The 21519-nt window shown below is 64.9% G+C and carries 21 protein-coding genes; 13 read left to right on the top strand and 8 right to left on the bottom strand.

Annotation, left to right across the window (positions count from 1 at the left end):
• The first annotated feature begins 76 nt into the window (after positions 1 to 76).
• The 3 genes from GL284_RS04000 to GL284_RS04010 are packed head-to-tail and all read left to right on the top strand — an operon-like array spanning position 77 to position 2581.
• A complete protein-coding gene (locus GL284_RS04000; RefSeq protein ID WP_155043362.1) occupies positions 77 to 1171 on the top strand; it encodes a PhoH family protein in 1095 nt (364 codons plus the stop codon).
• A complete protein-coding gene (gene ybeY, locus GL284_RS04005; RefSeq protein WP_155043363.1) occupies positions 1164 to 1679 on the top strand; it encodes an rRNA maturation RNase YbeY in 516 nt (171 codons plus the stop codon). The genes GL284_RS04000 and ybeY overlap by 8 nt, the downstream gene beginning before the upstream one ends.
• On the top strand, positions 1676 to 2581 hold the full coding sequence (locus GL284_RS04010; protein ID WP_155043364.1) for a CBS domain-containing protein: 906 nt from the start codon (positions 1676 to 1678) through the stop codon (positions 2579 to 2581). Before ybeY ends, GL284_RS04010 begins: the two co-directional genes overlap by 4 nt.
• Here the strand turns inward: GL284_RS04010 and GL284_RS04015 are convergent.
• The 3 genes from GL284_RS04015 to GL284_RS04025 all read right to left on the bottom strand — a co-directional run bounded on the left by GL284_RS04015 (position 2578) and on the right by GL284_RS04025 (position 6870).
• Positions 2578 to 3387, bottom strand: coding sequence for a GNAT family N-acetyltransferase (locus GL284_RS04015; protein ID WP_155043365.1), 810 nt, complete (start codon positions 3385 to 3387; stop codon positions 2578 to 2580). The genes GL284_RS04010 and GL284_RS04015 overlap by 4 nt on opposite strands.
• A 72-nt stretch (positions 3388 to 3459) precedes the next feature.
• The gene (purL, locus tag GL284_RS04020) at positions 3460 to 5631 is read right to left on the bottom strand and encodes a phosphoribosylformylglycinamidine synthase subunit PurL (RefSeq protein ID WP_155043366.1); all 2172 of its coding nucleotides are present in this window, start codon (positions 5629 to 5631) and stop codon (positions 3460 to 3462) included.
• Positions 5632 to 5949: 318 nt separating this feature from the next.
• On the bottom strand, positions 5950 to 6870 hold the full coding sequence (locus tag GL284_RS04025) for a LysR family transcriptional regulator (protein WP_155043367.1): 921 nt from the start codon (positions 6868 to 6870) through the stop codon (positions 5950 to 5952).
• A gap of 159 nt (positions 6871 to 7029) precedes the next feature.
• On the opposite strand from GL284_RS04025, the gene GL284_RS04030 reads away from it, so the two are divergent.
• The 8 genes from GL284_RS04030 to GL284_RS04065 all read left to right on the top strand — a co-directional run bounded on the left by GL284_RS04030 (position 7030) and on the right by GL284_RS04065 (position 16304).
• Positions 7030 to 10428 carry an indolepyruvate ferredoxin oxidoreductase family protein gene (locus tag GL284_RS04030; RefSeq protein WP_155043368.1) on the top strand — a complete coding sequence of 1133 codons (3399 nt, stop codon included), beginning with the start codon at positions 7030 to 7032 and terminating at the stop codon, positions 10426 to 10428.
• Positions 10429 to 10481: 53 nt separating this feature from the next.
• Positions 10482 to 11294 carry a glutamate racemase gene (locus tag GL284_RS04035; protein ID WP_155043369.1) on the top strand — a complete coding sequence of 271 codons (813 nt, stop codon included), beginning with the start codon at positions 10482 to 10484 and terminating at the stop codon, positions 11292 to 11294.
• 18 nt (positions 11295 to 11312) lie between these two features.
• Positions 11313 to 11756 (top strand): cytochrome c maturation protein CcmE, encoded by a 444-nt coding sequence (gene ccmE, locus GL284_RS04040; protein WP_155043370.1) that lies wholly within the window; start codon positions 11313 to 11315, stop codon positions 11754 to 11756.
• Positions 11757 to 11848: 92 nt separating this feature from the next.
• The gene (locus GL284_RS04045) at positions 11849 to 12460 is read left to right on the top strand and encodes a holin-associated N-acetylmuramidase (protein WP_155043371.1); all 612 of its coding nucleotides are present in this window, start codon (positions 11849 to 11851) and stop codon (positions 12458 to 12460) included.
• Positions 12451 to 12972 carry a holin family protein gene (locus GL284_RS04050; protein WP_196216703.1) on the top strand — a complete coding sequence of 174 codons (522 nt, stop codon included), beginning with the start codon at positions 12451 to 12453 and terminating at the stop codon, positions 12970 to 12972. The genes GL284_RS04045 and GL284_RS04050 overlap by 10 nt, the downstream gene beginning before the upstream one ends.
• Before the next feature lie 78 nt (positions 12973 to 13050).
• Entirely contained in the window at positions 13051 to 15012 is a 1962-nt protein-coding gene (locus GL284_RS04055; protein ID WP_341870274.1) for a heme lyase CcmF/NrfE family subunit, read from the top strand.
• A 4-nt stretch (positions 15013 to 15016) separates the two neighbouring features.
• Positions 15017 to 15469 (top strand): cytochrome c-type biogenesis protein, encoded by a 453-nt coding sequence (locus tag GL284_RS04060; RefSeq protein WP_155043372.1) that lies wholly within the window; start codon positions 15017 to 15019, stop codon positions 15467 to 15469.
• 64 nt (positions 15470 to 15533) lie between these two features.
• Complete coding sequence (locus GL284_RS04065) at positions 15534 to 16304, top strand: enoyl-CoA hydratase-related protein (protein ID WP_155043373.1); 771 nt, start codon at positions 15534 to 15536, stop codon at positions 16302 to 16304.
• Here GL284_RS04065 and GL284_RS04070 read toward each other — a convergent pair.
• The 3 genes from GL284_RS04070 to GL284_RS04080 all read right to left on the bottom strand — a co-directional run bounded on the left by GL284_RS04070 (position 16301) and on the right by GL284_RS04080 (position 18830).
• The gene (locus GL284_RS04070; RefSeq protein ID WP_155043374.1) at positions 16301 to 16981 is read right to left on the bottom strand and encodes an NUDIX hydrolase; all 681 of its coding nucleotides are present in this window, start codon (positions 16979 to 16981) and stop codon (positions 16301 to 16303) included. The two genes, GL284_RS04065 and GL284_RS04070, sit on opposite strands and share 4 nt — an antisense overlap.
• A complete protein-coding gene (locus GL284_RS04075; protein WP_155043375.1) occupies positions 16978 to 17382 on the bottom strand; it encodes a DUF983 domain-containing protein in 405 nt (134 codons plus the stop codon). Before GL284_RS04075 ends, GL284_RS04070 begins: the two co-directional genes overlap by 4 nt.
• A 74-nt stretch (positions 17383 to 17456) precedes the next feature.
• On the bottom strand, positions 17457 to 18830 hold the full coding sequence (locus GL284_RS04080; protein ID WP_230382899.1) for a diguanylate cyclase: 1374 nt from the start codon (positions 18828 to 18830) through the stop codon (positions 17457 to 17459).
• 90 nt (positions 18831 to 18920) lie between these two features.
• Here GL284_RS04080 and GL284_RS04085 point away from each other — a divergent pair, with 90 nt between their 5' ends.
• Entirely contained in the window at positions 18921 to 19190 is a 270-nt protein-coding gene (locus GL284_RS04085; RefSeq protein ID WP_155043376.1) for a DUF3572 domain-containing protein, read from the top strand.
• A 15-nt stretch (positions 19191 to 19205) separates the two neighbouring features.
• Here the strand turns inward: GL284_RS04085 and GL284_RS04090 are convergent, their stop codons facing one another.
• Positions 19206 to 20567 carry an aminotransferase gene (locus GL284_RS04090; RefSeq protein WP_155043377.1) on the bottom strand — a complete coding sequence of 454 codons (1362 nt, stop codon included), beginning with the start codon at positions 20565 to 20567 and terminating at the stop codon, positions 19206 to 19208.
• Between the two features lie 147 nt (positions 20568 to 20714).
• Here GL284_RS04090 and GL284_RS21250 point away from each other — a divergent pair, with 147 nt between their 5' ends.
• Positions 20715 to 21152 (top strand): DUF2380 domain-containing protein, encoded by a 438-nt coding sequence (locus GL284_RS21250; RefSeq protein WP_196216704.1) that lies wholly within the window; start codon positions 20715 to 20717, stop codon positions 21150 to 21152.
• On the opposite strand, the gene GL284_RS04100 is transcribed toward GL284_RS21250, so the two are convergent.
• Positions 21140 to 21469, bottom strand: a complete 330-nt coding sequence (locus GL284_RS04100; protein ID WP_155043379.1) for a TfoX/Sxy family protein — start codon at positions 21467 to 21469, stop codon at positions 21140 to 21142. The genes GL284_RS21250 and GL284_RS04100 overlap by 13 nt on opposite strands.
• Between the last annotated feature and the right edge of the window lie 50 nt (positions 21470 to 21519).

Genomic DNA, 21519 nt, shown 5'->3' on the forward strand with positions numbered 1-21519 from the left:
CAAGCTGCGGCCTCTTGTGCGAATCCCGCGCAGTTGCAACCATGAACCTGTAATATCGACCTGACCGGAGAAGAATTTGGGCCTGTCCCCAAACACCCCCGAGACCGCAAACCCCGGCGAAACCCTGCTGGAATTCCCCGACAACAGGCTGCTGATCGATCTTTGCGGCCCCCATGACAGGCACCTTGCCCGGATCGAGGAGGCCCTGAAGGTGCATGTTCTGCGCCGTGGCAACCTTCTGTCCGTGGTCGGCCCCGCCGATGCGCAGGCCGAGGCGTCGCAGGTGCTGAACGGGCTTTATGCCCGGCTGGAACAGGGCCGCCACGTCGAGATGCCCGAGGTCGAGGCCGCGCTGCGCATGGGCGTCGAACCCGCGCAGGAAAGCCTCAGCCCCGCCGAGCAGCTTGAGATGTTTCAGGCTGGCCATGTCGAATTGCGCACGCGCAAGAAGACGGTCGAGCCGCGCACCGAGGCGCAAAAGGAATATGTCCGCAACCTGTTCGCCAATGAATTGGCTTTCGGCATCGGGCCTGCGGGCACCGGCAAGACCTATCTGGCGGTCGCCGTCGGTGTGACCATGCTGATCGGCGGCCATGTCGACAAGATCATCCTGTCGCGCCCTGCTGTCGAGGCGGGCGAGCGTCTGGGCTTTCTGCCCGGCGACATGAAGGAAAAGGTCGATCCCTATATGCAGCCGCTTTACGACGCGCTGAACGACTTTCTGCCCGGCAAGCAGATGCAGAAGCTGATGGAGGAAAAGCGCATCGAGATCGCGCCTCTGGCCTTCATGCGCGGCCGCACGCTGTCGAACGCCTTCGTCGTGCTGGATGAGGCGCAGAACGCCACCACCATGCAGATGAAGATGTTCCTGACCCGTCTGGGCGAAGGCTCGCGCATGGTCATCACCGGCGACCGCACGCAGATCGACCTGCCGCGCGGCGTGCATTCCGGTCTGACCGATGCCGAAAAGATCCTGAAGGACGTGAAGGGCATCAGCTTCAGCTATTTCACCGCCAAGGACGTGGTGCGTCACCCGCTGGTGGCCCGCATCATCGAAGCCTATGACAGCGAGGCCGAAGCCGCCTTGGCGCGCGGCGAGGTCTTTGACGAACGTGGCCAGCGCATCCCGCGCCGGGAGCCGCGTCTGGCCTCGGGGGGCGGAGATGTCTGAGCCCGATGACGACAGTCCGGGCATCGTCGATCTGGTGATCGAGGATGCGCGCTGGGACGATGCCGATCTGCTGGGCATGTCCGAACGTGCGGCGCGGGCTGTCGGCGAATGGCTGGACTTGGACGATTTTCAGGTCGTGGTCATGGGCTGCGACGATGACCGCATCGCCGGGCTGAACGCGGAATTCCGGGGCAAGCCGAAGCCGACCAATGTCCTCAGCTGGCCCGCCATCGAATTCGACGCCCGCGCGCCGGGCGTTGCGCCCGAATTGCACGACATCGAAGAGCTTGGCGATATCGCCATCTCATTCGACACCTGTCAGCGCGAGGCCGAGGCGCAGGGCAAGCCTTTTGCCGATCACGCCACGCATCTATTGGTGCATGCAATGCTGCATCTTGCAGGATATGATCATATCGACGATCTGGATGCCGAGACCATGGAGGACGCCGAGCGTTCGATCCTTGGCAAGCTGGGCATACCCGATCCCTATCTGGAACTGGAAACATGACAAACGACCGAAGTCCCGACACCTCCGTTGCCGCAGAACCCGCCTCATGGGCGGATGGAACCAGCGGGGACGGACGGGACGCGCCGCAGCAGCGCGGCTTTCTGGGACGCCTGCTGGGCGCGTTCGGGGCCGGTGACGCCGAAGGCGAGGGGGCCGGGCAGGCCGAGGATCAGGATAAATCCGACAATGGCGCGCCGGGCATCGGCAACCTGCGCCGGATGCGGGTCGACGATGTGCTGATCCCCAAGGCCGAGATCGTGGCCGCGGCCTCGACCTCGACGCTGCCGGAACTTGTCGAGATGTTTCGCGAACACGGCTTTTCGCGCATCCCCGTCTATCGCGGGACGCTGGACACGCCGCTGGGTCTGATCCACCTCAAGGATCTGGCGCTGAAACATGGCTTCGGCTCGGACGCGCCGGCCTTCGCGCTGCGCCCGATGCTGCGGCCGTTGCTTTATGTGCCGCCGTCCATGTCGATTGGCGTGCTGCTGGCGCAGATGCAGCAAAAGCGCATCCACATGGCGCTGGTCATCGACGAATATGGCGGGGTCGACGGGCTGGTCACCATCGAGGATCTGATCGAACAGGTCATCGGTGCCATCGAGGACGAACATGACGAGATCGAGGACGGCCTGATGGTTCCCGAAGCGCCGGGCCGCTGGATGATCCAGTCGCGCGTGCCTCTGGAAGCTGTCGAACGCGAAACCGGTCTGCGGCTCAGCTCGGAAGACGATGAAATCGACACGCTGGGCGGGCTGATCTTCATGCTGACCGGCCGGGTTCCCGCCGTGGGCGAGATCATCCCCCATGACAGCGGCGCCGAGTTCGAGATCCTTGAGACCGATCCTCGGCGCGTGCGCCGCCTGCGCCTGCGCGTGCCCGCGCAGGAGGTCAGCGCCTAAAGTTCGGCAAATGCCCTGGCGTGATGGATGGCGCTGCCTTTTGGCAGTGCCGGTCCCAGCGCCATCAGATGCGGCCCGGCATAGGGCGATGCCAGATCGACCGGCGCAAATCCCAAGCCTGTATAGTAAGCGGGATCGCCCAGCACGACGACGGTGTGATCGGCAAGCTGGGTCAGCACCTCATGGATCATCGCCGCGCCGATGCCGCGTCTTTGCACCGCCGGATGCACCGCGACCGGCGCCAGCGCCAGCGCCGGGCCTGCGGCCTGCAGCGGCGACAGCGCCAGATGCGCGACGACCGCGCCGCCGAATTCCGCCACCATGGACAGCGCCAGATCGCCGTCGCGGCGCAGCGCCGAGACAAGCCGCGACTCATCATCGCCGTCAAAGGCAAGACGCAGCAGCGCCGCGATGGCATCGGCATCCTGCGGCTTTTCCGGACGTAGATGCGGCAGGGCCTCGCTGCGGGTGAAATCGCGCCGGATCGCGGCGCTGTCGATGCCCCAGCGGCTGGCTTTGGTGCGGGCCTGATGCTGCTGGAAGGCGGCGTCATCGGCGAAAAGCTCATCCACCTGCCAGACCATCGGATCATCGGTCTGGGTCACGTCAAAGCGCAGATTGCCGGGCTCGGCGCGGGTCAGCGTCACATGGTCGGGCAGCAGGTCCAGCGCCAGCAGCATCTGCGGCATGTCCTGACAGATCAGCCGCCCCGACAGCGCCGCAAGCGGGCGTGCGATGTGCAGGGGGCGACCCTGTTGATGGTGATGATCGTGGTGGTGGTGATGCCCACAGGCGCAGCCGCTCATGCCGTTTCCCCCCAAGCTGAACTGCCGCGCAGGCTAGCAGCGCCATGCAGGCGCTGCCAGCGATGTTTCGGATCAGGCGACGGCCAGATTAAGCTGCTCTTCAAAGGCGCTGCGATACAGCGTCGACAGCTGCGCCAGATCGGCGGCCTCGCCCCCCATGCTGACCGATGCGCCGCCAAAGCGGCCCACGACCGAAACCGCGACCCCGTCTTCCGCAGCGGCCTGCTGCAGCGCCTCGGCATTGGTGGCCGAGCAGGCGACCAGATAGCGGGCCTGATCCTCGCCAAAAAGCTGGCCGATGTCGGCACTGTCCAGCGTGACGCCGGTGCCTGCCGCCTCGGCCATCTCGAACGCTGCCAGCGCAAGCCCGCCATCCGACAGGTCGCTGGCCGAGCTGAGCAGCTTGCGGTTCGCGCGCAGGAATTCGCCATTCTTGCGTTCCGCCGCCAGATCGACATGCGGCGCATCGCCCGCCTCGATGCCAAAAGCTTCGGCGGCCAGCGCGGACTGGCCCAGATGGCCTTCGGTCGTGCCAATGACCAGCGCCACATCCCCATCCGAGGGCAGGCCCGCAATCAGATCGTCCAGATTGGCGATCAGGCCGACGCCGCCGATGGTGGGGGTGGGCAGAATGCCCTTGCCGTCCGTTTCATTGTAAAGCGAGACGTTGCCCGACACGATCGGGAAATCCAGCGCCGCGCAGGCCTCGCCTATGCCTTTGATCGCGCCGACCAACTGGCCCATGATCTCGGGCTTTTCGGGATTGCCGAAATTCAGGTTGTCGGTCGTGGCCAAGGGCAGCGCACCGCAGGCCGTCAGGTTGCGATAGGCTTCGGCCACGGCCTGCTTGCCGCCTTCAAAGGGGTTTGCCTTGACATAGCGCGGGGTCACGTCGCTGGTGAAGGCCAGCGCCTTGTCGGTGCCATGCACCCGGACGACGCCTGCGCCCAGACCTGGCCGACGCACGGTATCTGCACCGACCTGCGTGTCATATTGCTGCCAGACCCATGCCTTGTGGGCATAGCTCGGCTTGCCGATCAGCGCCTTCAGCGCTGCAATCGGGCTGATCTCGGGCAGGGCGGGCATGGCCGCAGCCGCGGGCGTTTCGACCCACGGACGGTCATATTCCGGCGCGCTGGAGGACAGTTTCGACAGCGGCAGGTCTGCCTTGACCTCATTGCCATGCACGATCAGGAAGCGGTCCTCGGCGATGGTTTCCCCGACGATGGCGAAATCCAGATCCCATTTTTCAAAGATCGCGCGGGCCTCAGCCTCTTTTTCGGGCTTCAGGACCATCAACATGCGTTCCTGCGATTCCGACAGCATCATCTCATATGCGGTCATTGCGGTTTCGCGCTGCGGCACGTTGTCCAGCACCAGTTTGATGCCCAGACCGCCCTTGTCGCCCATTTCCACGGCAGAACAGGTCAGACCCGCCGCGCCCATGTCCTGGATCGAGATCACGCTGTCGGTCTTCATCAGTTCAAGGCAGGCTTCCAGCAGGCATTTTTCGGTGAAGGGGTCTCCGACCTGCACGGAGGGGCGCTTTTCCTCGATCGTGTCGTCGAATTCCGCCGAGGCCATGGTCGCACCGCCGACGCCATCGCGGCCGGTCTTGGCGCCAAGATAGACAACGGGCATGCCCACGCCCGACGCGGCCGAATAGAAGATCTTGTCGGTATCGGCCAGACCCGCCGCAAAGGCATTCACAAGGCAGTTGCCGTTATAGCTGGCGTGAAACCGCACCTCGCCGCCGACATTCGGCACGCCGAAGGCGTTGCCATAGGCGCCAATGCCCTCGACCACGCCCTTGACCAGATGCGCGGTTTTCGGATGGCTGGGCAGACCGAAGGACAGCGCATCCATCGCGGCAATCGGGCGCGCGCCCATGGTGAACACGTCGCGCAGGATACCGCCGACGCCGGTGGCCGCGCCCTGATGCGGTTCGATATAGCTGGGGTGGTTATGGCTTTCCATCTTGAAGACCACGGCCTGACCGTCGCCGATATCGACGACGCCCGCATTCTCGCCCGGGCCGCAGATGACCTGCGGGCCGCTGGTCGGCAAGGTGCGCAGCCATTTCTTCGAGGACTTGTAGGAACAATGTTCGTTCCACATCGCCGAAAAGATGCCCAGTTCGGTGAAGGTCGGTTCGCGCCCGATAATATCCAGAATGCGCTGATATTCGTCGGGCTTCAGGCCATGCGCGGCAATCAGGTCGGTGGTGATCTGCGGTTCGGTCATGCTGGCGCCCTTATTCCCCGGTTTGCCGCCTTTTAAGGGGCGCTGAGGATTTAGGAAAGAGGCGGCACGGGCCAAGATGCACTGCGAGACGGCCATAGGGCGCGACAGGGCAAAAAAAAGCCGGGCATGAAGCCCGGCCTAAGTCCAACAGGGAGGTTGAAGGTGATGCGAGTTTCCTCAAATCATCGCCCTCGCAGTCCGAAATATGTGCAGTTTGCGAACCGTTCAAGACTGAAAGCCGAAATCACTGTCATGACGGATATGCAGTTTCGGAATGGCTCATTTTTACCATAGCGGAACCGCAGGATTCCGCGCGGTTCAGCCCCGGCTGGCCAGCAGCGCCTCAGCCTCGGTCTGGTTCTTGCGGATGGCCTGAATCTCCTCCAGCACGAAATCGCGGAACGCCGCGACGCGGCGGGAGGTGCGCAGCTCTTCGGGGAATGCCAGAAAAACCGGCACTTCATTGCTTTCGATATCGGGCAGCACGCGCGTCAGGTTCGGAAAATCGGCGGTCAGGTAATCCGGCAGGATCCCCACGCCAACATGGTTCAGAACGCCTTGCAGCACGCCGAAATAATTGTTCACCAGCAGCGATGAGGTCATGTTCTGCGCCAGCAGCATCTGCGCCAGCACCGCGCCCGAACTGACCTGCGGCGTCTGCGGCGCCTGGCAGATCAAGCGGTGCGGGCCCAGTTCCTCGACCGAGCGGGGCGTTCCGGCCCGCGCCAGATATTCCGGCGTCGCATAAAGCCGCATGCGGATGTTCAGCAGGCGGCGGCGGATCAGATCCTGCTGGCTGGGTTCCTTCATGCGGATGGCTACGTCCGCCTCGCGCATGGGAAGGTCCAGTACCCGCTCTTCCAGCATCAGGTCGATTTTCAGATCGGGATAGCGGTCGTAAAGCTTGGCCAGACGTGGCACCAGCCACATCGTGCCGAAGCCCGTTGTCGTGGTGACCTTCAATTCGCCAAAGACATGTTCTTCGCTGTCCTTGATGCGCGCGGCGGTTGTGTCCAGCTTGCGCACCATCGAGGACGTGGCCTCAAACAGCAATTCGCCCTGTTCCGTCAGAATCAGGCCACGGGCATGGCGGTGAAAAAGCGTGGTTCCAAGCGAATCTTCCAGCGCACGGATCTGCCGGCTGACAGCGGATTGGGACAGGTGCAGCACATCGCCAGCATGGGTCAACGACCCCGCATCCGCGACGGCGTGAAATATTCTTAACTTGTCCCAGTCCATGACGGTGCTTTCGTGCGTGATCAGCTATGCAAATTTTGCAACCCTTAGCATCTAAGCGCAACGGGGCAAGACGCAAGAGTGTGAAGAAAAATTCCTTCGTCAGTCAGCTTTTCTGACCTATAATGCCACCATACCAGTCATCCAGCTTGGGAGGGCCAGATGAGTGTGCAGGATTTTACCCTGTCGGACCGGTTCGATCTGTCGAAACGACATGTGCTGCTGAACGGAACGCAGGCGCTGGTGCGCCTGATGATGATGCAGGCCGCGCGGGACAAGGCCGCGGGTCTGGATACGGCGGGCCTTGTTACCGGCTATCGCGGATCGCCCCTTGGCGGCGTCGATCTGCAGATGATGAAGTCGAAACAGGAACTGACCGCCGCGCAGGTGCTGTTCCAGCCCGGTCTGAACGAAGATCTGGCCGCCACCGCCATCTGGGGCAGCCAGCAGGCCGAATTGCGCGGCGAGGGGCGCCATGATGGCGTCTTTGCGCTGTGGTATGGCAAGGGGCCGGGGGTGGATCGGTCGGGCGATGTGATGCGTCACGCCAATATGGCGGGCTCGTCGCGCTTTGGCGGTGTTGTCATGGCGATGGGGGACGATCACACCGGCGAAAGCTCGACCGTACTGCATCAGTCGGATTGGGCGATGGTGGATGCCTATATCCCCGTCCTGTCCCCGGCCGGTGTGCAGGAAATTCTGGATTACGGGCTTTACGGCTTTGCGCTGTCGCGGTTTGCCGGGGTCTGGACCGGGCTGAAGACGATGAAGGACACGGTCGAGGCCACCAGTGTCGTCGATGGCGACCCGATGCGGCTGCGCTTTGTCGCGCCGGATTTTGCCATGCCTCAGGGTGGGCTGAACATCCGGCTGGGCGACACGCCCATCGCGCAGGAAGCGCGGATGATCGACTATAAGCGCTTCGCGGCCGAGGCGTTTTCCCGCGCCAACCGCATCGACCATCCAGTCTGGGACAAGCCGACGGCCAAGATCGGCTTTGTCGCCGCGGGCAAGAACTGGCTGGATCTGGTCCATGCGCTGTCGCTGTTGGGCATCGATCAGGCCGAGGCCGAGCGGCTGGGTATCTCGACCTATAAGGTGGGGCAGACCTGGCCCATGGACATGCGCAGCTTTCAGGAATGGTCCGAAAAGCTGGAAGTCGTGGTCGTGGTCGAGGAAAAGCGCAAGCTGATCGAGGTGCAGGTCAAAGAGGCGATCTTTGACAATCGTCATGGCCGCCGCGTGCTGGGCTGGAAGCATGACCGCACCGGGGCCGAACTGTTTCCGACGCGCTATGCGCTGGACCCGGTGATGATCGCCGAAAAGCTGGGCGGCATCCTGATCGAGGAAGGCCGGGGCACCGAGGCGATCAAGGCGGGATTGCAGCGTCTGACCGAAGTGCGCCGCAATGATAATGCACCTGAGATTTCTACAAGAACCCCTTGGTTTTGTTCGGGTTGTCCGCATAACACATCGACCCGGCTTCCGGATGGCGCGCGGGCCTATGCCGGGATCGGCTGTCACTATATGGTGCAGTGGATGGACCGCGATACTGTGGGCTTTACCCATATGGGGGCCGAGGGCGCGAACTGGATCGGCGAAGGTCCGTTCAGCAAAAGATCGCATGTTTTCCAAAATCTTGGCGACGGAACCTATAATCATTCCGGGTCTCTGGCGATCCGCGCGGCTTTGGCTGCGGGGGCGAATATCACCTATAAGCTGCTGTTCAACGATGCCGTCGCCATGACCGGCGGCCAGCCCAATGAAGGCGGGCTGACCGCGCCGCAGATCGTCCGCGAGTTGCAGGCCATGGGCGTGTCGCCCGTCATCGCCGTCTATGACGAAAAGGAACAGATCGACCGCGCGCAATTTCCCGATGGCCTGCGGTTCGAGGAACGCGCCGCGATGCTGGCCGTGCAGAAAGAGCTTGAGCAGGTGCAGGGCGTCAGCGCCATCGTCTATATCCAGACCTGCGCCGCCGAGAAACGCCGCCGCCGCAAACGCGGAAAATTCGCCGATCCCGACCGCCGCATCTGGATCAATCCCGAGGTCTGCGAGGGTTGCGGCGATTGCGGCGTGCAGTCGAACTGCGTCTCGATCGTGCCGCAGGATACCGAACTGGGCCGCAAGCGCGCCATCGACCAATCCGGCTGCAACAAGGATTACAGTTGCGTCAAAGGCTTCTGCCCCAGTTTCGTCTCGGTCCGGGGGGCAAAGCCCAGGCGCGCACAGGCGCAGGCGCTGGACCTGCCGCAGATGCCCCAGCCAGTGCTGCCTGCGATCCACTGCACGCACAACGTCGTCATCACCGGCGTCGGCGGCACGGGCGTCGTGACCATCGGCGCGGTTCTGGCGCAGGCCGCGCATATCGACGGCAAGGGCGCGGGCATGATGGAGATGGCGGGGCTGGCCCAGAAGGGCGGCGCGGTGCATATCCACCTGCGGCTGGCCAACCGGCCGCAAGACATCAGCGCCATCCGGGTCGCCGTGGGCGAGGCCGACTGCATTATTGGCGGCGATCTGGTGGTGACGGCAGGCGCCAAGACCATCGGGCTGATGACGCAGGGCCGGACCGGCGGCGTGGTCAACGAACATGAGATCGTCACCGGCGAATTCACCAAGAACCGCGATTTCCAGATCCCTGCCGACCGGCTGCGCATGTCGCTGCAGGCCCGGCTGGGTGACAAGGTGGGGTTCTTCGATGCCTCGACGCTGGCGCTGCGGCTTTTGGGCGATTCGATATATTCCAACATGCTGGTGCTGGGGGCGGCGTGGCAGCGCGGCCTGATCCCGCTGACCGAAGCCGCGATCCTGCGCGCGATCGAGTTGAACGGCGCCAAGGTCGCGGAAAATCAGCGGGCCTTCCAGATCGGTCGCTGGGCCATGCTGGATCCGCAGGCGGCGGGCCGCATCGCGGCGGGGCCGAATGTCACCACGCTGTCGCCCGACCCGGTCGAATATCGCGCCAGCCGTCTGGTCGAGTATCAGGATCAGGCGCTGGCGGACCGCTTCCGCGCGCTGGTTGCGCTGGCGCCGCGGGACCTGTGCGACAGCGTGGCGCGCGGGTTTTACAAGCTGCTGGCCTATAAGGACGAATACGAAGTCGCCCGCCTGCATCTGACCACCGCCGGGCAGATCGCCGAGGAATTCGAGCCAGGTGCGCGGCTGAGCTTTCATCTGGCGCCGCCGATCCTGCCCGGACGCGATCCGGACGGGCGGCCCTTGAAGCGCGAATTCGGCGCATGGGTTCTGCCGGTGTTTCGTGTGCTGGCGCGGATGAAGCGGCTGCGCGGCTCGGTCCTTGATCCCTTTGGCTGGATGCCCGAGCGCCGCGCCGAACGCGCCGCCATCGCGCAATACGAAACCGACATGCGCGAGGTGCTGGCCGGGATCACATCCGCGACATTGCCCATCGCGCGCGAGCTGGCCGAGCTGCCGCTGGAGGTGCGGGGTTACGGGCTCGTCAAGGATGCAGCGGCTGAAAAGGCGGCGAAACGTCGCCAGGAGCTGCTGGATGCCTTTCGCGCGGGCGGTGCGCCCATCCTGCAAGCGGCGGAGTGACAAGCCGGGCAACGCGTCCTAAAAAGGCGCGTTGCGAGCGGAAAGGGCTAGTCATGGCAGTGGGCATCTTCGATTCGGGTCTTGGTGGGTTGACCGTTCTGGACGCCGTTGCCGCCCGTCATCCCGAATTGCCGCTGGTCTATCTGGGCGACAACAAGCACACGCCCTATGGTGTGCGCGACGCGGAAGATATCTTCAACCTGACCTGCGCCGGCGTGTCGCGGCTGTGGGACGAGGGCTGTGATCTGGTCATTCTGGCCTGCAATACCGCCTCGGCTGCGGCGCTGAAGCGGATGCAGGAAACTTGGCTGCCCGCCGACAAGCGCGTGCTGGGGGTCTTCGTGCCGATGATCGAGGCCCTGACCGAGCGGCGCTGGGGCGACAATTCCCCCCCGCGCGAGGTCGCGGTGAAGCATGTCGCGCTGTTTGCCACGCCCGCCACCGTCGCCAGCCGCGCCTTTCAGCGCGAACTGGCCTTTCGCGCCATCGGCGTCGATGTCGAGGCGCAGCCCTGCGGCGGTGTCGTCGATGCCATCGAGCAGGGCGATGAAATCCTGGCCGAGGCGCTGGTCACCAGCCATGTCGAGGCGCTGCTGCGCCGGATGCCCCATCCCGAGGCGGCGATCCTTGGCTGCACGCATTATCCCTTGGTCCAGGCTGCTTTTCAGAAGGCTTTGGGGCCAGATGTGAAGGTCTATTCCCAGCCGCAACTGGTCGCCGAAAGTCTGGGCGATTATTTGCAGCGTCGTCCCGAGTTTCTGGGTCAGGGCGGGCAGTCGCGCTTTCTGACCACCGGCAATCCCGAGCGCGTGTCGGGCAAGGCCACGCAGTTCCTCCGCTATCCGATCAGGTTCGAATCTTCCTGAGAAAGCCAAGGTTGATCCATGAAGTCACTGAAGAAAAAGCGCCGCATCCAGATTATCGTCGCCGCCTTGATCGCCTTGATCCTTGCGGTGGGACTGATCGGATACGGCTTTCGTGACGGGATCAACCTGTACCGCTCGCCCAGCCAGATGGCGTCCGAGCCGCCCGCGCCGGGCGAGGTGTTCCGCCTTGGCGGTCTGGTCGAGGAAGGCACGTTGCAGCGGGGCGCGGGCGAGACCGTCAGTTTTCGCGTGACGGATGGCGGGGCCTCGGTCCCGGTCCGGTTTACCGGGGTGCTGCCGGATCTGTTTGCGGAAAGCCAGGGCATGATCGGCACGGGCCGCATGGAGGGCGAGACCTTCGTCGCCAGCGAAATTCTGGCCAAGCATGATGAGAATTACATGCCGCGCGAGGTGATCGATTCGCTGAAAGCGCAGGGCGTCTACGAAGATCCCAATTCATGAGCCCGCCCGCAGCCGTGCAACGCCCGGCAGGTTAACAAAGGGTTAACCGGCGAAGCTCAGCCTAGGCCCCGCTTTTCCAAGTGGGGGCTGGGATGAAGACGGTGGAACAGATCGCGGCGGAAATCGTCGCGCGTGAAGGGGGCTACGTCAACGACCCCGACGATCCGGGCGGGGCGACGAATTACGGCGTGACGCTGGCGACGCTGCAACGGCTGGGGATCGACAAGACCGGAAACGGCCGGATCGACGTGGCGGATGTCAAGGCGCTGACCCGCACGGACGCACAGCGCATCTTCGTGGAATATTACTTCCGCAGGCCGCGTCTGGCCGAACTGCCTGCTTCGGTTCAGGCGTCGGTGTTCGACATGTATGTGAATGCCGGAAGCAATGCGGTCAAGATCCTGCAGCGGCTGTGCACGCGCATGGGCTTTGCCGCGACCGATGACGGGATGATCGGGCCGCGCACCATCCTGGCCGCACAACAGGCCGAGGCGGCGGCGCAGGGCTTCTTTGCCGATGCCTATGGGATCGAGCGGCGGAATTACTACTACGCGCTTGGCGACGCCCGCCCGGCCAGCCGCAAATATGCCCGCACGCGGGCGGGCGGCAAAGGCGGCTGGATCACGCGGGCCGAGGAGTTCATTTCGGCCCGGTATCACTTGTCACCCACACAGCATCAGGCGAGGATCGCAGCATGGGGATGATGGACCGCTTTCTGGGCGCCAGCACCGCCGTCACCACCGTCGCGAATGCCGCGACCGGCGTGGCCGAGGTGTTTCGCGAAAACGCCACCCGCAAGATGGAACTGGACGAGGAAGCCTATGCCCGCGCCATGTCGCAGATGACGGGCGAATTCGCGGCAGCACGGCGCGGCTGGTTCGACGATTTCATGAACGGGTTGAACCGTCTGCCGCGTCCGGTTCTGACGCTGGGGACCATGGGGCTGTTCGTCTATGCCATGGTCGAGCCGCAGGGATTCGGCCTGCGCATGGAGAACCTGAACCTTGTGCCGGAACCGCTGTGGTGGCTGCTGGGGGCGATCATCAGCTTCTATTTCGGCGCGCGCGAGGCGCATTACTTCCGCGTCCGCCCGCGCTTTGACACGCGCCCGCCGCAAGCCGCGCCGTCATCCGCGGCAGCCTCCAGCGACAGTTTCGGCGATAATCCCGCGCTGCGCGACTGGGCCGAGGAACAGGCGGCACGCGACACAATGTGACGATATAGGCGGTTCGGAGGGCTGGCTTGCCTGCCGGACCGCCGCTATCCTTCGGGGCAGCTACCCGGAGGACAGCCAGTGATTGCGGAAATCGGCCATTTTGCCCTGACGCTTGCCTTTGCGGTGGCCATCTTTCAGATGATCGTGCCGATGATCGGTGCCAGCAAGGGCTGGAGCGGCTGGATCGACAGCGCCCGCCCCGCCGCCGTGGCGCAGTTCGGGCTGATCGCGATTTCCTTTGCGGCGCTGACGGTGGCCTTTGTCACCTCGGATTTCTCGCTGAAACTGGTCTATGAGAATTCGCATACCGCGAAACCGATGATCTACAAGATTTCGGGGGTGTGGGGGAACCACGAAGGGTCGATGCTGCTGTGGGTGCTGATCCTTGCGCTGTTCGGCGCGGCTGCGGCGGTCTTTGATGCGAACCTGCCGCCCAGCCTGCGGGCGCGCGTGCTGTCGGTGCAGGGCTCGATCGGCGTGGCGTTTCTGGCCTTCATCCTGTTCACCTCGAACCCGTTCTGGCGCATGGATGCGGCCCCTTTCAACGGGCGCGACCTGAACCCGCTGCTGCAGGATCCGGGCTTGGCCTTCCATCCGCCGTTTCTGTATCTTGGCTATGTCGGGCTGAGCATGGCCTTCAGCTTTGCCGTGGCCGCCCTGATCGAAGGCCGCGTCGACGCCGCGTGGGCGCGCTGGGTGCGGCCCTGGACGCTGGCGGCATGGGTGTTTCTGACCATCGGCATCGCGCTGGGATCGTGGTGGGCCTATTACGAACTTGGCTGGGGCGGGTTCTGGTTCTGGGATCCGGTCGAAAATGCCAGCTTCATGCCATGGCTGATCGCGGGTGCGCTGCTGCATTCCGCCATCGTCGTCGAAAAGCGCGAGGTGCTGAAAAGCTGGACCATCCTCTTGGCGATCATGGCCTTCGGCTTTTCGCTGATCGGCACGTTCATCGTGCGCTCGGGTGTCATCACATCGGTGCACAGCTTTGCTTCGGACCCCGAGCGGGGCGTGTTCATTCTGGCGATCCTTGGGTTTTTCACCGGCGGCGCGCTGGTGCTGTATACGTTCCGCGCGGCCTCGATGCAGGCCAAGGGCGTCTTTGCCCCCATCTCGCGCGAGGGGGGGCTGGTGCTGAACAATATCCTGCTGGCGGTGTCGTGCTTCGTGGTCTTCATCGGCACCGTCTGGCCGCTGGTGGCCGAGATGCTGTGGGACCGCAAGCTGTCGGTCGGCCCGCCCTTCTTTGAAAAGGCCTTCACCCCCTTCATGATCGCCATCGCCATCGTGCTGCCGCTGGGCGCGATCATCCCGTGGAAACGTGGACAACTGGCGCGCGTCGCCGCGCCGCTGAAAGGCGCGCTGCTGTTTGCGCTGGCCGTGGCGGCGCTGGTCTTTGCCGTCTCGACCGGGCATTCGGCGTTGGCGGTGATCGGCGCGGGGCTGGGGGCATGGCTGGTCGCGGGCGCGGTCGTGGATCTGTGGCTGCGGACCGGCAATTCCGGCTGGTCGCGGCTGTTGCGCCTGCCGCGCGCCGATTGGGGCAAGGCGATTTCCCATGCCGGGGTCGGCGTCACTTTCATCGGGGTCAGCCTGCTGATGGCATGGCAGGTCGAGGATATTCGCGTGGTCAAGGTCGGCGAACGCTTCGATGTCGCGGGCTATCAGATCACGCTGGAGGATGTGCAGGACCGCCCCGGCCCGAATTACGACGCCACGATCGCCACCATGCGCGTCGACCGGGATGGGCGGCAGGTCGCGCTGCTGCATCCCGAAAAACGGCTTTACACCGTGCAGGGCATGCCCACGACCGAAGCGGCGATCCAGAGCGGGCTGTTTCGCGATCTTTATCTGGTCATCGGCGATCCGCAGCAGGACGGTGGCTGGGCGGTGCGCAGTTATATCAAGCCCTTTGCCGCGTGGATCTGGCTGGGCTGTGCGCTGATGGCGCTTGGCGGGTTCGTCAGCCTGTCGGACCGGCGTTACCGCGTGGCCGCCGGTGCGCGCCAGCCCGTTCGCGCCGCCCAGCCCGCCGAGTGATCCGATGCGCTATCTGCTGATCTGTCTGATGCTGCTTGCAAGCCCCGCCCTTGCCGTTCAGCCCGATGAGGTGCTGTCCGACCCCGCGCTTGAGGCCCGCGCGCGTGAGATCTCGAAGATCCTGCGTTGTCCGGTCTGCGCGGGCGAAACCATCGACGAATCGAACGCGCCGATCAGCCGCGATCTGCGGCTTTACCTGCGCGAACGGCTGGTTGCGGGCGACAGCAATGACGCGGCGGTCGATGCGGTGGTCGACCGCTTCGGGGAATATGTGCTGTTTCAGCCGCGCGCGCAGGGCATCAACTGGCTGCTGTATCTGGCCGGACCGGTCATGGCGCTTCTGGGCCTGCTGATCGGCTGGCAGTTCATCCGGTCGCGTGCCGCGCCGACCGAGCCCGCCCCCGAACGCCTGACCGAGGATGAGAAGGCCCGGCTGGACCGGATCATGCGCGACTGACGCGAGGTCGCGCTTTGCGCCACCGGCGCGCGCGGGCAGGATGGCCCCGAAATGGGGGGAAGACATGAGCCATCAGACCATCGCCGTCACGCATCAGGACGGCATCACGCGCATCGTGCTTAACCGGCCCGAGGTGATGAATGCCCTGAACCGCACCATGCGGCTTGAAATCGCCCAGGCGTTCAACGATCTGCCCGAAGACACGCGCTGCGCGGTGCTGACCGGGACGGGGCGCGCCTTCTGCTCGGGTCAGGATCTGACCGATGCCGAGGCCGGGCTGGATGTGGGCCGCGTCCTGCGCGAGGAATATGAGCCGATGCTGGCGGCGATCACCGGCGCGCGCGTGCCGGTGATCGCTGCGGTGAACGGCGTCGCTGCCGGGGCGGGGGCCAATCTGGCGCTGGCTGCCGATGTCGTCATCGCAACGGAAAGCGCCGTGCTGATCCAAGCCTTTACCCGCATCGCCTTGATGCCGGATGCGGGGGGCACGCATATCATCCCGCGCGCGGTGGGTCTGGCCCGCGCCAAGGGGATGATGCTGTTTGCCGAACCTCTCAGCGCCGGGCAGGCGGCGGATTGGGGGCTGATCTGGGAAGCCGCGCCGGATGCCGAATTCGAGGCGCGGGTCGCGGCGCGCGCCGCAGCCCTGTCCACGGGGCCGACGCGGGCCTATCTGGCGGTGCGCGATGCGCTGACGGCCTCGGGCAATAACGACATGGCCGCACAGCTTGAGGTCGAGGCGCGGCTTCAGGCCGAACTGGCCGCGACCGAGGACTTCCGCGAAGGCGTTGCGGCCTTTCTGGGCAAGCGCGCGGCGGCCTTCACCGGGCGCTAGGCGATCCGCGTGAAGCGGGGCTGCGCGCCGCGATTGTCGAAAAACGGCACCGAGTCCGGCTGCCGCCCGCTGGCCGCGAGCTGCGCGATCTCGGCCAGCACGACCTCGGTCACGAAGGGCAGATCCAGTGCGCGCGCCTTGGCAAGCGGCACCCAATGCAGATGCGACAGCTCATCATCGGCGGCGCTGAAATCGTGGCGGTCACCATGGATATGCGTGGCGTCCAGCAGCAGGAAACGCGCATCGAAGCGCCGCGTCCGGCCGGGCGGCGTGATGGCGCGGAACATGAAGGTCAGCCGCGAGGCGTCGGGCGCAAGCCCGGCTGCGGCGTAACGGTCCCAACCTTGCGGCGCATGGCCCGGCCTGCCGGTCATCAGCCCGGTCTCCTCAAGCAATTCGCGCAGGGCGGCGGCGACGATGGCGTGCGGCGTGACGCCCGATCCGGCGCGCGGCTCGGCTTGCAGCAGGCGCAGCAGGTCTGGCGGCAGATCGGCCTGAAACGCGGCATCCGCCGCATCCACCGCGCCGCCCGGAAACACGCTTTTCGAGGGCATGAAAACCGCATTCGCGCCGCGCTGCCCCATCAGCACCGAAGGCCCGTCTGCGGCATCGCGGTCCAGCACGATCAGCGTGGCCGCGTCACGGATCGGCGCGTCGGTCATATCGGCTGCGGTCATACCGGCTGCCCCTGTGGCTTTTCGCCGAAGCCATGCATCCGCCGTGCCCATTGAAAGCCCACGAATGCCCCCTTGATGACCGGCAGCAGCCCCAAGGACAGCACGATCGCCCCAAGCCCAAAACCCAGCAGCATCGACATGGCCGAGGGCCGCCACGCCAGAAACACCGCCAGCAGCAGCGGCGCGCCCAGATGCGACACCAGCAGGATCGTCAGATAGGCCGGGCCGTCATCGGCGCGTTGATGCGACAGATCCTCATGGCAATGCGGGCAGTGGTCGCGCACCGTCAGATAGCCCTGAAACAGCGCGCCCCGACCGCAGGCGGGGCAGCGGCGCATGGCACCGCGCAGCATCGCCGTCTTGACGGGGCGGTCGGGCAGGGCGTCGTTTTCCTGAGCCATGGCATATCCTTGGGATCGCGTGCCCTGAATGTAGGCAGTCCCGCGATGAAAGGAAAGCACGCCGAATGTCGCAGTCAGGCCGCGATGGCCGAACTGGCCATGACGATGCGGTTGCGCCCCGAGGACTTGGCTGTCAGCAGCGCGCGGTCGGCATGGGCGATCAGGATATCGGCATCGGCCATATGGTCATCGGCCAGCGCGATCCCGGCCGAGATCGTCACCGACAGCGTGTCGGCGCTGCATCCCGCGGGCAAAGGCACCGGGGTTTCCATGACGCATTCGCGCAGCTCCTCGGCGATGGCGCGGGCGTCGCGGGCGACCAGGCCGGGCAGCACGGCCAGAAACTCCTCGCCGCCGATGCGGGCCAGCAGCGCCTCGGGCGGCAGGGTTTCGGCCAGACGGGTCGCGATGGTCGTCAGCACCGCATCGCCCGCGGCATGGCCATGCACGTCATTCACCTGCTTGAAGCGGTCCAGATCCATGACGATGACCGCGACCGCCTCGCCATTGTTGCGCGAGGCGTCGAACAGCGCGGCCAGTCGCGGCATGGCATAGCGGCGATTGTAAAGCCCGGTCAGCGGGTCGGTCATGGCAAAGGCCACATTGCGCCGGGTTTCCTGCTTGCGGCGGTCGGCCTCGCGCTTGCGCGACAGCTGCGTCTCAAGGCGGAACGCGGCCTCTGTCGCCGTGGCCGCATTGCCGAATTCGGTCGGCAGCACGTCGCCCGCCCCCAGATCCAGCGCGACCGAGGTCATTTCGCTGCGTTCGGGGCGCAGCACGATGATGAACCCGGCATCGCGCGACAAGGGCCGCGAGCGCAGTTCCGACAGCAGCCGCAACCCGTCTCCGGATTGCTGGATATCGGCGGCGATCAGGTAAAGATCCGGCACCCGCCCGCGCGCCGCATCGGCAAGCGCGCCTTCGGGATCGCGGATCAGAATCGAAAAATCCAGCCGCGTCTGCAAGGCGTGACGCCATCCCAGCGCGGTTGCCGGCTGGTCGGCGACAAAGACGGCGCGGGGGCGGTCGTCATGCATAAAGCCCGCCTGCGCCTCGGCCATGCCGCTGGGCTCAAGCTCATCGGCGCGCATCAGGCCGCGGATACGGGCCAGCAGCGTCAGTTCATCCCCCAGCGCGTCGATCAGCGCCGAGGCCCCGGCCTTCAGCGCGGCGATGCGCGCGCCGACCTCAAGCGCGTGAACAAGGATGGGCAGATCCGTGCCGCCGGGCAGGTCGCGCAGCGCCGCGCACAGCGCGGGGGGCGTCATGTCATGCAGCGCGGTGCCGATCAGCACGATCTGCGGCTGGGTCAGGCGCGCCTGCCGCAAGGCCTCGGCCCCCGAGCCCACCGCCGTCACGTCATAGCAGGCCGAGGTCAACCGCACCTTGGTGGTGATGCGATTGGTCGGGACGCTGTCCACGATCAGAATGCGGCCTGCCATGTTCATCTGTACGCTTTACACCTGCTGAACCTGCCGCCATCTTGCGCCGGAATTGGTTAACAAAGTGTTGCCAAGCGTCAGATTTCAAAGGCCGCCATGACCCCGAACGAAGCCAGAGACATTGCCGATGCCGGATTTGGGCATATTGCCGCTGATGCCGATCTGGTTCAGGCGCTGCTGGCGCAATCGGGCAGCGACGTGGCCGGGCTGCGCGCCATGTCGGCGCGCCCCGAATTCGCGCAATTCGTGCTGGATTTTCTGCTGGAGCAGGATCAGCGCGTGCTGGATTTCGCCGCAAGCGCCGGGATCCGGCCCGAGCGGGTGCAGATGGCCCGCGCGGTTCTGGGGGGTGGCGACCCCTGGTAGGGGCCGCCGCGGCGCTCAGGCCACTTCGGCGAATACCTTGTCCAGCGCGGCTTCCAGCTTCTGGAACATCTCATCCATCTGCGCCGCCGTCAGGATGAAGGGCGGGGCCAGCACCACCGACTGACCCAAGGGGCGGCAGATCAGCCCAAGATCGGTGCAGGTATTGGCGATGCGTTCGCTGACCGACAGCTTGCCGTCGAAGGGGGTTTTCGTGGCCTTGTCCTTGACCGCCTCCAGCGCCCACATGAAGCCCACGCCGCGATATTCGCCGATATTGGGCTTTTGCGCCAATCGCTGCAGTTCCTGTTCAAAGCGCGGGGCAAGGTCGCGGACGTTCTGCGCCAGCCCCTCGTTCATCACCACGTCGATGGCCTTCAGCGCAATCGCGCAGCCGACCGGATGGCCCGAGGCGGTGAAGCCATGCGGAAATTCCTCGATCGCCTCGACGGCATCGCCGACGCGCTTGGCCAGTTCCGGGCCAAGGATCACCGCGCCCATCGGGAAAAACCCCGCCGTCAGGTTCTTTGACGAAATGATGGCATCGGGCATGAAACCATAGGTTTCGGCGCCCCAGGTGTTGCCGGTGCGGCCGAAGCCGGTGATGACCTCATCCGAGATCATCGGGATATCGTGTTTCTTCAGGATCGGCAGGATGGCCTGAAAATAGCCCTTGGCGGGCGGGATCACGCCGCCCGCGCCCTGCACGGGTTCGGCAAAGAAACCGGCGATGGTGTCGGCACCTTCGCGGGCGATCACGTCCTCAAGCTCACGCGCGAGGCGGGCGACGAACTGCTCTTCGGTTTCGTCCTTTTCGCCAAAGCGCCAGTAATGCGGACAGGTCAGGTGGATGAACCCCTCCATCGGCAGGCCGAAGACCGAGTTATAGGGCTTGCCCGTCATCGAAGCCGACACCGCCGTCACCCCGTGATAGGCGTTCCAGCGCGTCAGGATCTTGCGTTTCTGCGGCTTGCCTTCGGCGGCGTGCAGGAACCACAGCATCTTGACCATCGTGTCATTCGCCTCGGATCCCGAATTGGTATAGAAGACCTTGCCCGACGCGAACGGAGAGACCTCGACCAGCTTTTCCGACAGCATCACCGTCTGGTCGGACATGCGGCCGAAAAACGCGTGATAGCCCGGAAACCGCTCATATTGCGCCTTGGCCGCGTCGATCATGCCCTTGTGGTCAAAGCCCGCGACCATGTTCCACAGCCCGGAATTGGCATCCAGATAGCGGCGGCCATGCACATCGACGACATAGGGCCCTTCGCCATGCGTCACGACGACGGTGCCGCGGTCATGGACCGAGGGCATGTCGGTAAAGCCGTAAAGGGAAAACTCCTCGGCGCGCGCTTCCCAGCTTTGCGGTTGGTTCATGGGGTCACCCTCTGCTTATGGAAAATTCTGCCGCAGGCTAGCCGGGCGCGGGGGGGCGTTCAATGGGCCAGAATGCCGGGGGCTGCTGTGCGTGCGCGACGTTTGTCCGACTTGCCAACCGGCGCTGTCAGGCGCAGCCATGGCACCATGCGCCGTCTTGCCCTGATCCTTGCGCTTCTGCCGGTCCCGGCCCTTGCCGAAGGGTTGGCGATCCTGCCGGTCAAGCTGCTGGACACCTCGCATGAGGCGCAGGACCAACGCGCCGATCACGCAAGGCGGCTGGATCTGTTGGCGCAGACGCTGGCTGACGAACTGGGCGGCGCGCTGGTGCCGCAGGACAGCATTGCCGAGGCCTGCCCGCGTCAGACCCAGGATTGCCTGATGCGGCTGCTGCGCCAGCGTGGCGCGGAGCAGGGGCTTTTCGTCGTGGTGCAGAAAACCAGCACGCTGATCCTGCAGGTGTTTGCGAGCACCATCGATGTTCAGGCCGAAAAGCTGCTGATCCATCGCGAGTTCAATTTTCGCGGCGACAATGACGAGGCATGGCGCCGCGCCGGTCGCTTCATGGCCCGTCAGTTGCGCTGAGGCGGCAGCAGGCCGATGTCGCGCAACGCGGCCTCGATGCCGCTGGGCGCGCCGCGCGTCTCGGCGACCAGCGCGTCGAAGCGGCGGCGCAGCATGGCCTTTTCCTCGCCCCGGCAATCGTTCCACGGACGGCCTTGCAATGCCATCTCCAGCACATAGTACCAGATGAAATGCGGCTTGCCGCCCGCGACCAGCAGCGCGCGATAGGCCTGATGCGCGCCCATGGCCCGCAATGTTTCGGCATCCGGCACGCCGGCGGCGATCAGCGCCTTGGCGGTGGCGGGGCCGATGGTGGGGATGGTGGTCAGGTCGGTCATGCGGCGCGGACTTTTCAACGGGGCTGCTTTGCTGTATCAGCGCCGGAACC

The organism is Paracoccus shanxieyensis (assembly GCF_009711265.1).
In the GTDB taxonomy this organism is placed as follows: Bacteria; Pseudomonadota; Alphaproteobacteria; order Rhodobacterales; family Rhodobacteraceae; genus Paracoccus; species Paracoccus shanxieyensis.